The 11,774-nt window shown below is 67.4% G+C and carries 9 protein-coding genes and 1 pseudogene; 3 read left to right on the top strand and 7 right to left on the bottom strand.

Features of this window, described 5'->3' with window-relative positions; all coding sequences use genetic code 11:
* Positions 1–95 precede the first annotated feature (95 nt).
* The 3 genes from cysS (at position 96) to ACZ2IA_RS10470 (ending at position 3,678) form a co-directional block, all read left to right on the top strand.
* Positions 96–1,469, top strand: a complete 1,374-nt coding sequence (gene cysS / locus ACZ2IA_RS10480) for a cysteine--tRNA ligase (RefSeq protein ID WP_470292523.1) — start codon at positions 96–98, stop codon at positions 1,467–1,469.
* Positions 1,470–1,565: 96 nt separating this feature from the next.
* Positions 1,566–1,781 (top strand): 50S ribosomal protein L31, encoded by a 216-nt coding sequence (gene rpmE, locus ACZ2IA_RS10475; RefSeq protein WP_470292522.1) that lies wholly within the window; start codon positions 1,566–1,568, stop codon positions 1,779–1,781.
* 238 nt (positions 1,782–2,019) lie between these two features.
* The gene (locus ACZ2IA_RS10470) at positions 2,020–3,678 is read left to right on the top strand and encodes an ArnT family glycosyltransferase (protein ID WP_470292521.1); all 1,659 of its coding nucleotides are present in this window, start codon (positions 2,020–2,022) and stop codon (positions 3,676–3,678) included.
* Between the two features lie 56 nt (positions 3,679–3,734).
* On the opposite strand, the gene ACZ2IA_RS10465 is transcribed toward ACZ2IA_RS10470, so the two are convergent.
* The 7 genes and pseudogenes from ACZ2IA_RS10465 to ACZ2IA_RS10435 all read right to left on the bottom strand — a co-directional run bounded on the left by ACZ2IA_RS10465 (position 3,735) and on the right by ACZ2IA_RS10435 (position 11,747).
* Complete coding sequence (locus ACZ2IA_RS10465) at positions 3,735–5,696, bottom strand: acetoacetate--CoA ligase (RefSeq protein ID WP_470292520.1); 1,962 nt, start codon at positions 5,694–5,696, stop codon at positions 3,735–3,737.
* A 70-nt stretch (positions 5,697–5,766) separates the two neighbouring features.
* A complete protein-coding gene (locus ACZ2IA_RS10460) occupies positions 5,767–6,648 on the bottom strand; it encodes a hydroxymethylglutaryl-CoA lyase (protein WP_470292519.1) in 882 nt (293 codons plus the stop codon).
* A 161-nt stretch (positions 6,649–6,809) separates the two neighbouring features.
* A complete protein-coding gene (locus ACZ2IA_RS10455; protein WP_470292631.1) occupies positions 6,810–7,388 on the bottom strand; it encodes an acyl-CoA carboxylase biotin carboxyl carrier protein subunit in 579 nt (192 codons plus the stop codon).
* Between the two features lie 42 nt (positions 7,389–7,430).
* A pseudogene (locus ACZ2IA_RS10450) lies at positions 7,431–8,777 on the bottom strand (acetyl-CoA carboxylase biotin carboxylase subunit); the annotation flags it as partial.
* Between the two features lie 176 nt (positions 8,778–8,953).
* Positions 8,954–9,730, bottom strand: a complete 777-nt coding sequence (locus ACZ2IA_RS10445) for an enoyl-CoA hydratase/isomerase family protein (protein ID WP_470292518.1) — start codon at positions 9,728–9,730, stop codon at positions 8,954–8,956.
* Between the two features lie 56 nt (positions 9,731–9,786).
* Positions 9,787–11,385 carry a carboxyl transferase domain-containing protein gene (locus ACZ2IA_RS10440; RefSeq protein ID WP_470292517.1) on the bottom strand — a complete coding sequence of 533 codons (1,599 nt, stop codon included), beginning with the start codon at positions 11,383–11,385 and terminating at the stop codon, positions 9,787–9,789.
* 20 nt (positions 11,386–11,405) lie between these two features.
* Positions 11,406–11,747, bottom strand: a complete 342-nt coding sequence (locus ACZ2IA_RS10435) for a nuclear transport factor 2 family protein (protein WP_470292516.1) — start codon at positions 11,745–11,747, stop codon at positions 11,406–11,408.
* Between the last annotated feature and the right edge of the window lie 27 nt (positions 11,748–11,774).

Here is an 11,774-nt window from a genome sequence, read left to right as displayed (position 1 = left end):
AGACGTCGCTAGCCTCGAGCCGGCGCGGCCGGTTTCGGCCGCTTGACAAGCTCTGTTAGAATATTCTTTTACCGACCGATAACAGACTGTTCACCATGCTGACCCTGTTCAACACCCTGTCCCGACAGAAAGAAGTCTTCAAACCGATCGAGCCCGGCAAAGTACGCATGTACGTTTGCGGCATGACGGTGTACGACTACTGTCACCTGGGGCATGCACGGATGATCGTGGTGTTCGACATGGTCAGTCGCTGGTTGCGCGCCGAAGGTTACGACCTGACCTATGTGCGCAACATCACCGACATCGACGACAAGATCATCCGGCGCGCTGCCGAGAACGACGAGCCGATCGAGGCGCTGACCGGTCGTTTCATCGCCGCGATGAACGAGGACTTCGAGCGGCTGGGCGCTCTGAAACCGGATCACGAGCCGCGTGCCACCGCCTATGTGCCGGGCATGATCGCGATGATCGAGCAGCTGATCGCCAACGACAAGGCCTACCCGGCCGCCAACGGCGACGTCTACTACGCGGTGCGCGAGTTCAAGGGCTACGGCAAGCTGTCGGGCAAGACGCTCGACGACCTGCGTGCCGGCGAGCGCGTCGACGTCGACCCGTACAAGCGCGACCCGCTCGATTTCGTGCTGTGGAAATCGGCGAAGCTCGGTGAACCGTCCTGGACCAGTCCGTGGGGCGAGGGCCGTCCGGGCTGGCACATCGAGTGCTCGGTGATGAGCGAACAGCTGCTCGGCGATCACTTCGACATCCACGGCGGCGGTGCCGACCTGCAGTTCCCGCACCACGAGAACGAGATCGCGCAGTCCGAAGGCGCGCACGATCATCAATTTGTAAATTACTGGCTGCACAACGGCTTCATCCGCGTCGACAACGAGAAGATGTCCAAGAGCTTGGGCAACTTCTTTACCATCCGCGAGGTGTTGGAAAAGTACGATGCCGAAGTGGTGCGCTTCTTTATCCTGCGTGCTCACTACCGCAGCCCGCTGAACTACTCGGACGCGCACCTAGACGATGCCAAGGGCTCGCTGACCCGGCTCTATACCGCGCTGAAGGGGGTGCCGGTGGCGGGCGAGGTGAGGGTCGACTGGGACGCGCCGCACGCGCAGTGCTTCAAGACGGCGATGGACGACGACTTCAATACCGTCGAAGCGATGGCGGTGCTATTCGAGCTGGCCGGCGAAGTGAACCGGACCCACTCGGTGGAGCTGGCGGCGCAGCTGAAGGCGCTCGGCGGTGTGCTCGGCCTGTTGCAGCGCGACCCGGTGGCGTTCCTGCAGGGCGGCGTCGGCGAGAGCGAACTGTCGGCCGACGCGATCGAAGCGCTGATCCAGGCCCGCAAGGACGCGCGTGCCGCGAAGAACTGGGCCGAATCGGACCGGATCCGCGACGAGCTGCACAACGCTGGCGTGATCCTGGAAGACGGCCCGCAGGGAACCACCTGGCGTCGTGCCTAAGGGCGGCGCTTGCCAAGAGCAGGCAGGCCGAGCATAATACTTCGCTCTTAGCGGTATAGGCACAACCCCTGTACCCGTTTACTAAAGGAACCCAAAATGAAAACTGGTATTCACCCGGATTACACCGAAGTTGCCGTGACCTGCTCGTGCGGCAACCAGTTCACCACCAAGTCGACGATGGCCAAAGACAGCTTCCACATCGAAGTGTGCTCGCTGTGCCACCCGTTCTACACCGGTAAGCAGAAGATCGTTGACACCGCCGGTCGCGTGGACAAGTTCAAGCAAAAATACGGCAACATGTTCAAGCGCTAATCCCGCGGACATGGACCGAAAAAGGCAGCTGCGGCTGCCTTTTTTGTTTTTCGCGCGGCCGAACCAAGCGGCGATGGTCGCGTCTTAGAGCGGCTAACAAAACCCAGCGAAGCGGTTCCGGCTAGGCACGCTGCCGCAGACAGTGCAAGTAGTACGGCAAGGCAGCGCAACAACGCCGGGAGGGTTTTGTTGGTCGCTCTTAGTGCGTATCGTTTGCGCTGCCGGTATCCTTACTCCCATGCTCACTTATACCCCTCCGCAGGACCCCAACCTCGCCAAGCCGACCGAGAAGCCTTGGCTGTTGTTGCTGTTGACCTTCATCTGGCTGTGGCCGGGCATCATCGGCCACGACCCGTGGAAACCGGTCGAGCCGTTCGCCACCGCGGTGGTCGAGGGCATGCTCAGCAGCCACAACTGGCTGCTGCCGACCACCCAGGGCGTGCCGCACCTGGAGTCGCCGCCGCTCTACTACTGGGTGGCCGCCGGTTTCGTGAAACTGTTCTCTCCATGGCTGTTGCCGATGCCCGACGCGGCGCGTCTCGCCACGCCGTTCTTCATGGCGATCGCGCTGACGCTGATGGGTGGGGCGGGGCGGCTGCTGATCGGCCGCCGGCACGGCCGCAGCGTGGTGCTGATCCTGATCGGCTGCATCGGCCTGATCGCCACCGGCCACCAGATGAACCCGATCGTCGCCGGTTTCGCCGGTTTCGCCGCGGCGTTCTACGCGCTGGCGCTGGCGCTGACCTCGCCGGGCCTGGCCGGGGCGATCCTGGGCATCGGCCTGCTGGTGACCTTCCTGTCGACCAGCCTGCTGGAGGTGGTGCTGATCGCCAGCGTGGCGGCGCTGCTGCCGGCGTTCTCGGCCTGGCGCAACAAGAGCTACGCGATCACGCTGATCCTGGCGCTGCTGATCGCGGTGCCGCTGGCGCTGATCTGGCCGATGGCGTTCGCCAAGGCGCACCCGGCCGAGTTCCAGCAGTGGTGGAATTATTACGCGCTCGGGCCGCTCAACGGCGTCGGCCATGTCCAGATGTTCCACCAGTTCGGTTATTTCCCGCAGGTGGTGTTCTGGTACTGCTTCCCGGCCTGGCCACTGGCCGCCTGGACGATCTACCGCCGGCGCGACCTGAACAGCCCGATGCTGCAGCTGCCGCTGATATTCTTCGCGGTGGTGCTGATCCTATTGACGCTGTCCGACCGCCAGGCGCCCGAGTACGCGATACCGCTGCTCCTGCCGATGGCGCTGCTGGCGGCGATCGAGATCGACACCCTGAAGCGCGGCGCCGCGGCGCTGTTCAACTGGTTCGGGCTGATGACCTTCGGGTTCTTCGGCATCCTGGTGTGGCTCGGTTGGCTGGCGATGAACTACGGCTGGCCGGCCAAGTTGGCCGAACGCTCCGCCTACTTCAGCCCGTACTATCAGCCGCAGGTGTCAACCTTCGGCGCGGTGTGCGCGTTGATCGCCACACTGGTATGGATCTGGGCGGTGACCCGCCGCAACCTGCGCGGCCGCCAGGCGGTGACCAACTGGGCGGCCGGCATCACGCTGCTGTGGGGGCTGGGGCTGACCTTGTGGCTGCCGTGGCTCGACGCGGCGAAGAGCTTCCGGCCGGTGGTTGAGCAGATGGTCGACGCGCTGCCGCCGGACGTCGGCTGCGTCGCCACCGAGGACAGCAACCGGCTCACAAGGCTGAGCTGGGAGATGTTCGGCAATATGAAGCTCAAGACCTTTCCGAGCGGCAACATCGACGTGCCGTGCAACTGGCGGCTGATGGTGCGCGACAAGGACGACGGCCTGGCCGAACCGGGCTGGACCTTGGTCTGGACCGGCAGCCGACCGCGCGACGATACCCAGTTCGGGCTGTACCGGCGCACCCCGAGCGCCACGGCCCGCTGACACGGACAGAACAACGCCACCCTCGGGTGGCGTTTTGCATTGCCGGGCCGGACGGCTCAGTGGCTCAGCTCGTCGCGGTTCTCGAACTGTTTCAGCGCCTCGGGGTTGGCCAGTGCTGACACATTGCTGACCGGCTCGCCGTGGATCACGTTGCGCACCGCCAGCTCGACGATCTTGCCCGACAGGGTGCGCGGGATGTCGGTGACCTGCACGATGCGCGCCGGCACGTGGCGCGGGCTGGCGCCGTGGCGGATCTTGTCCTTGATCCGCGTGATCAGCGCCTCGTCGAGCGTCAGCCCCTCGCGCAGCCGCACGAACAGCACCACCCGCTCGTCGTCCTGCCAGTGCTGGCCGACCGCCAGCGCTTCGAGGATTTCGTCGAACACCTCGACCTGGCGGTAGATCTCGGCGGTGCCGATCCGCACCCCGCCGGGGTTGAGCACCGCGTCGGAGCGGCCGTGGATGATCAGCCCGTCGTGTTCGGTGATCTCGGCGAAGTCGCCGTGGCACCAGACGTTGGGATAGCGGTCGAAGTAGGCCTTGCGGTACTTCTCGCCATCCGGGTCGCGCCAGAAGCCGACCGGCATCGACGGGAACGGCTTGGTGCAGACTAGCTCGCCTTTCTTGCCGCGCACGGCGTGGCCGCGCTCGTCCCATACCTCGACGGCCATCCCCAGGCCCCGGCACTGCAGCTCGCCGGCCCAGACCGGCAGGTTGGCGTTGCCGAGCGCGAAGCACGAGACGATGTCGGTGCCGCCCGAGATCGACGCCAGGCTGATGTCGGCCTTGATCGCCCGATAGACCCAGTCGAAACTCTCGGCGACCAGCGGCGAGCCGGTCGACAGCACCGCGCGCAGGTCGCCGAGCCGCCAGTGTCGGCGCGGCTCCAGGCCGAGCTTGTGCAGGCCATCGATGTATTTGGCCGAGGTGCCGAAATGGGTGCAGCGGTACGCTTCGGCGTAGTCCCACAGCACCCGGCCGTCGGCGGAGAGCGGCGAGCCGTCGTAGAGCAGCAGTGTCGCGCCGCTTGCCAGCCCCGAGACCAGCCAGTTCCACATCATCCAGCCGCAGGTGGTGAAGTAGAACAGCGCATCGCCGCGGTGCAGGTCGGCGTGCAACTGGTGCTCCTTCAGGTGCTGCAGCAGCGTGCCGCCGTGGCCGTGCACGATGCATTTCGGTTTGCCAGTGGTGCCGCTCGAATAGAGGATGAACAGCGGGTGGTTGAACGGCAGCCGCTCGAACCGTAGCGGTTGCGGCACGAACGGCGCGACGAAGGCGTCGAGCGTGACCGCGCCGGCGAGCCGGGCGGCGATGGCGTCGGCGCGGCCGAGGTAGGGCACCACCACGGTCTTTTGCAGCGACGGCAGGCCGGCGTTGATCGCGGCGAGCTTGTCGGCGACGTCGATGTCCTTGCCGTTGTACCAGTAGCCGTCCGGGCAGAACAGCACGGTCGGTTCGGTCTGGCCGAAGCGGTCGAGCGCGCCGTCGATGCCGAAATCGGGCGAGCAGCTGGTCCAGACCGCGCCGAGGCTGGTCGCGGCGAGCATCGCCGCCAGTGTCTCGGGCATGTTCGGCATGAAGCCGGCGATCCGGTCGCCGCTCTTCACCCCGGTGGCGGTGAGCGCCTGCTGCAGCCGTGACACCCGTTCGGTCAACTCGCGCCAGCTCCACTCGCGCTTGACCTTGTCCTCGCCCCAGAACACCACGGCGCGCCCGTCGTCGCAGCGGCGCAGTAGGTTTTCCGCGTAGTTGAGCCGGGCATCGGGGAAGAAACGCGCCTGGAGCAGCTTGTCACCATCGACGAGCACCGTCTCGCCGCGCTCGCCGATCACGCCGGTATAGCTCCAGACCAGCGCCCAGAACCGCTCCGGCTCGTCGACGCTGGCCTGCCACAGGCTGTGGTAGTCGGGGAAACGTTGGCCGAAGGCGGTCTCGGCCGCGTGGGTGAAGGCGGTCAGGTGGGTGCCGGCCACGCGGGCCGGCGAGGGTTGCCAGAGGGGCCGGGTGGTATCGCTCATGTGCGTGCTCCCTGTTGCGGGATCACCGACACACGGCGTAGCGGCGCTTAGGCGTGGTGGTCGGCGACCCTTATTGGCGCGCCTGCGCCACACGCGACGGCGCCCGGTCTAGCCGGGCGGCGATGCGGCGAGCGCAGGCGACGAGCTTGTTCAGGTCGACCCCGGTGTCGTAGCCAAGACCGGCCAGCAGGTAGACCACGTCTTCGCTGGCGACGTTGCCGGAGGCTCCTTGAGCATAGGGGCAGCCACCCAGCCCGGCAACCGAGGCGTCGAAGGTGCGCAGGCCGAACTCGAGCGACGCGCAGATATTGGCGATCGCCATGCCGTAGGTGTCGTGGTAGTGACCGGCCAACTGGCTGACCGGTACCTTGTGCGCGACCGCGTCGAGCATCGCCAGCACCTGGCGCGGCGTGCCGACGCCGATGGTGTCGCCGAGCGAGATCTCGTAACAGCCCATTTCGACCAGCGCCTGCGCCACCTCGGCCACCGCGGCAGGTTTGATCGGCCCCTCGTACGGGCAGGCCACTACGCAGGACACGTAGCCGCGCACCGCCACGCCGGCGTCGCGGGCGCGGCGGATCACCGGCGCGAAGCGCGCCAGGCTCTCGGCGATGCTGCAGTTGATGTTCTTCTGGCTGAACGATTCGCTCGCCGCGCCGAACACCGCGATCTCGCGCGCGCCGGCGGCCAGCGCGGCGTCGAGGCCCTTCTCGTTGGGCACCAGCACCGGGTAGTGGGTGGTACTGGCGAGGTCCAGGCCGGCCAGCACCGCGGCGGTGTCGGCCATCTGCGGTACCCACTTGGGCGAGACGAAGGCGCCGGCCTCGATATGGGTCAGCCCCGCGTCGGCGAGCTCGGCGATCAGCGCCAGCTTCTCGACCACCGACAGCTGCTGTTTCTCGTTCTGCAGCCCGTCGCGCGGGCCGACTTCGACGATCTTGACCTGTTGCATGGTGAAGTCCTTGTGTGGGTATGCGCATGCCGCCGTTGGAAAATGCAGCGAAGCGGCCCCGGCCAGGCGTGCTGCCGCAGAAAACGAGGCATGGCCGAAGTTTCTGCATAGCTACAGTACAAGTCGTACGGCAGTACAACGTCGCCGGGGGCCAGTGGCGCTCAGGCGGCCTCGAAGTCGACCAAGTCGGCCCCGTCGTCCACCTGTTCGCCCGGCGCGTAATAGAACGCCGCCACCTTGCCGTCGCTCGGCGCCGACAGGGTGTGCTCCATCTTCATCGCCTCTAGGATCATCAGCGGCGTGCCCTTGCTGACGGTCGCGCCCGGTTCGGCCAACCAGGCCACCACCCGGCCCGGCATCGGTGCACGCAGGTGTGCCTCGCCGTGCGCGCCGCCGGCTTCGACCGCCAGCGGGTCGAGCCAGGTCACCGTCAGTCGCTCGCCCTGGCAGAACAGCGTGCGCTCGGCGCCATGCCGGACCAGATCGGCGGCCAGCTGTCGGCCGTTCAGGTTGGCCGAAAGCGCTGTGTCGTCGAGACGGCCACGGGCGGCGAAGCATTGGCCGGCGACGCACAGGTTCAGCGCGTCGCCGCAATACTCGACCTCGACCGGGTAGTCGGTCTCGCCGTGGCGATAATGGCGGCTGCGGCGCAGGCTACCGTTGAGCCGCCAGCCGGGCAGGGCGGTCCAGGCCGAGTCGCCGGCCGGCTGTTCGGCCAAGGTGTCGGCCAGCGCGACCAGCGCCAGCTGCTCGGCGCTCGGCGCGGCCGGCGGCGGCAGCAGTTCGGCGGCGTGGCGGGCGATCAGGCCGGTGTCGAGGTCGGCGTTGGCAAAGGCCGGGTGCGCGGCCAGTCGGCGCAGGAAGGGCAGGTTGGTGACGAGGCCGGCCACCTGGTAGTCGGCTAGCGCCGCATCGAGCCGCGCCAGGGCGCTGGCACGGTCTTTACCCCAGACGATCAGCTTGGCGATCATCGGGTCGTAGAACGGCGTGATCGTGTCGCCCTCGGCGACGCCGGTGTCGACGCGTACCGTGCCCGATTCCTGCGGCGCGCTCAGGTGCACGAGCTTGCCGGTGGCGGGCAGGAAGTCGTTGTCCGGGTCTTCGGCGTAGACGCGCGCCTCTATCGCGTGGCCAGTCAGTGACAGCTGCTCCTGCGCCAGCGGCAGTGCATCGCCTGCCGCGACCTTCAGCTGCCACTCGACCAGGTCCTGGCCGGTGATGTACTCGGTGACCGGGTGTTCGACCTGCAGGCGGGTGTTCATCTCCATGAAGTAGAACGCGTCGCTCGCGGTGTCGACGATGAACTCGACGGTGCCGGCGCCAACGTAGCCGACCGCGCGCGCCGCGGCGCAGGCCGCCTCGCCCATCGCGCGGCGGCGCTCGGCCGTCATGCCGGGGGCCGGCGCCTCCTCCAGCACCTTCTGGTGGCGGCGCTGCACCGAGCAGTCGCGCTCGAACAGGTAGACGACCCGGCCGTGCGTGTCTGCGAACAGCTGGATCTCGATGTGGCGCGGGCGGGTCAGGTATTTCTCGACCAGCACCTTGTCGTCGCCGAAGCTCGCCTTCGCCTCGCGGCGGCAGGCGGCCAGCTCGGCGAGGAAATCCGCGCTCTGGGCGACGATGCGCATGCCCTTGCCGCCGCCGCCGGCGCTGGCCTTGATCAGCACCGGGTAGCCGATCGCGTCGGCCTGGGTCTTCAGGAACGCCTCGTCCTGCTCGTCGCCGTGGTAGCCCGGCACCAGCGGCACACCGGCGCCCTCCATCAGCGTCTTGGCGGCCGACTTGCTGCCCATCGCGGCGATCGCGGCGGCCGGCGGGCCGATGAAGGCGATGCCGGCGGCGGCGCACGCCTCGGCGAAGCCGGCGTTCTCGGACAGGAAGCCGTAGCCGGGGTGGATCGCCTCGGCGCCGCTTGCCTTGGCGATCTCGAGGATGCGTTCGGCCTTCAGGTACGAATCGGCCACCGGCGCCGGGCCGAGCCGCCAGGCTTCGTCGGCCTGCTTGACGAACAGCGACTCGGCGTCGGCGTCCGAATACACCGCCACGGTGCGGATGCCGAGGCGGCGGGCGGTGCGGATCACGCGGCAGGCGATTTCGCCACGGTTGGCGATCAGTATCTTTTTGAACATGGTTACTCCGTGGCGAAATCGGCCACGCGCGCTGCGCACGCGAGGCGGTTTGACTTTGTCGCTGTGCCGCTTCGCGGCTGGTCACCGCGGTTCGCTATCAGGATCTTCTTGAACATATCGTCATTCCACGCGACAGGGGCGGGCGTTCGGCCAACGTTGGCCGAAGCGGTCAGAGCTTATGGCCAGTGCGGACGGCGCTTGTCGAGGAACGCCGACAGTCCCTCCTGGCCCTCGGCGCTGCCGCGAAGCCGGGCGATGCGCCGCGCCGTGTCGTTGAGCAGTGCGCTGTCCGCCTCGCGGTACGCGACGTCGGCGATCAGCTTCTTCGCCTCACGCATCGCCTGCGGGCCGTTGTTGAGCAGGTCGCCGACCAGACCGTCGACCACGTCGTCGAGCAGCTCGTCCGAGGTGACCTCGTGCACCAGGCCGAGCCGGCAGGCGGTGTCGGCGTCGAAGCGCTCGGCGGTGAGGAAGTAGCGTCGCGCCGCCGAGGCGCCGATCTTGGCGACCACGTAGGGGCTGATCGTCGCCGGGGTCAGGCCGAGCTTCACTTCCGACAGGCAGAAGCTGGCGTTGTCGCTCGCGATCACCACATCGCAGCAGGCGACCAGACCGACGCCGCCGCCGAACGCCGCGCCCTGCACCCGCGCCACGGTCGGCTTGGGCAGGGTGTCGAGCGTGTGCATCAGCGTGGCCAGCGTCATCGCGTCGAGGACGTTTTCCTCCTCGCTGTAGCCGGCGACGCGGCGCATCCAGTTCAGGTCGGCGCCGGCCGAGAAGCTGCGTCCCTCGGCGCCGAGCACCACCACCCGCACCGCCGGGTCGGCGGCCAGCGCTTCGAGGTGGGTGGTCAGCGCGGCGATCAGCTTGTCGTCGAAGGCGTTGTGCAGCTCCGGGCGGGCTAGCGTGATGGTGGCGACGCCACGGCTGTCGAGAGCGGTCTTCAGTGTCATGGTGGCTTTCCTCGTGTTGTTCTTGCTTTTCAGGCTCAGGGAACCGGGCCGGTGCATTACATCCGGAACACGCCAAATTTCGTTGCTTCGATCGGCGCGTTCAGGCTCGCCTCCAGCGCCAGCGCGAGCACCGCGCGGGTGTCCTTCGGGTCGATCACGCCGTCGTCCCACAGCCGCGCGCTGGCGTAGTAGGGGTGGCCCTGGTGCTCGTACTGCTCGCGGATCGGCGCCTTGAACGCTTCCTCTTCTTCTTTCGGCCAGCTGTCGCCTAACTGATCGCGTTTCACCTGCGCCAGCACCCCGGCCGCCTGTTCGCCGCCCATCACCGAGATGCGCGCGTTCGGCCACATCCACAGGAAGCGCGGCGAGTACGCCCGGCCGCACATGCCGTAGTTGCCGGCGCCGAAGCTGCCGCCGATCAGCACGGTGAACTTGGGCACTCGGGCGCAGGCGACCGCGGTGACCAATTTCGCGCCGTCCTTGGCGATGCCGCCGTTTTCGTACTTCTTGCCGACCATGAAGCCGGTGATGTTCTGCAGGAAGATCAACGGGATGCCGCGCTGGCTGCACAGCTCGACGAAGTGCGCGCCCTTCAGTGCCGACTCGGAGAACAGGATGCCGTTGTTGGCGACGAGGCCGACCCGGTAGCCGTTCAGCCGGGCGAAGCCGGTGACCAAGGTCGCGCCGTAGTTCTGCTTGAATTCGTCGAAGGCCGAGTCGTCGACCAGACGCAGGATGATCTCGCGCACGTCGAACGGCTTCTTCGCGTCGGCCGGGATCACGCCATACAGCTCCTCGCTGGCGTAGCGCGGCAGCTTCGGCTCGGCGCGGTCGAGCACACCGTGTTTCTGCCAGTTGAGCCCGCCGACGATGCGCCGGGCGATGCCCAGCGCGTGCGCGTCGTTCTCGGCCAGATGGTCGACCACGCCGGAAATGCGCGCGTGGACGTCACCGCCGCCCAGCTCCTCGGCGTCGACCACCTCGCCAGTGGCGGCTTTGACCAGCGGTGGACCGCCGAGGAAGATCGTTCCCTGGTTGCGCACGATTACCGACTCGTCCGACATCGCCGGCACGTAGGCGCCGCCGGCGGTGCAGCTGCCCATCACCACCGCGATCTGCGGGATGCCGGCGGCCGACAGCGTGGCCTGGTTGTAGAAGATCCGGCCGAAGTGGTCGCGATCGGGAAACACCTCGTCCTGCAGGGGCAGGAAGGCGCCACCGGAGTCGACCAGGTAGACGCAGGGCAGGCGGTTTTCGCGGGCGATCTCCTGCGCGCGCAGGTGCTTCTTCACCGTCATCGGGTAGTAGGTGCCACCCTTGACGGTGGCGTCGTTGGCGACGATCAGACACTCGATGCCGCTGATCCGGCCGATGCCGGCGATCAGCCCGGCGCCGGGCGCCGCGTCGTCGTACATGCCGTAGGCGGCCAGCTGCGACAGCTCGAGAAACGGCGAGCCGGCGTCGAGCAGCAGGTCGATGCGCTCGCGCGGCAACAGCTTGCCGCGGGCGGTGTGCTTGGCGCGGGCGCTGTCGCCGCCGCCCTGGGCGATTCGGCCGACCTTGTCCTGCAGGTCGGCGACCAGCATGCGCATCTTGTCGCTGTTGGCGATAAAGTCGGCCGAACGCGGGGAAAGGGTGGATTCCAGTATCGGCATGGGGTGTCCTTGCGGGCGGCTCAGTGGGCGTCGACGAACCAGACGGTCTGGATCAGGTCGTCGACCACCTGGTAGATCACGATCGCGTCGATCGCCGCGTCGCCGACGCCGCTGACCACCTCGCGGTCGATCACCGTGTTGCCGAGCCCCATGCGGCTGATCAGCTCGGCGTTGAGCGCCGGCCGGTTGAAACGGTTCTCGGCGTAGTGCTCGGCGAGCGCGGCCTTGCCGTCGATCAGCAGCCGTTGTGACGGGAAGCCGTACGCCTTGACGGTGTCGGCGTAGCAGGCGATGAAGCGGTCGAGATCGCGGGCGTTGTACGCGTCCAACTGGGTCTGGACGATGCGTTCGGCGTCATGCATGGCAAGCTCCTTTGCGGCCGCCGGGCC

The sequence above is a fragment of the Crenobacter sp. CS_VA4 genome (genome assembly GCF_055597485.1).
The sequence above is the reverse complement of the archived record's forward strand: the minus strand, read 5'-3'. Positions and strand labels throughout refer to the sequence as shown.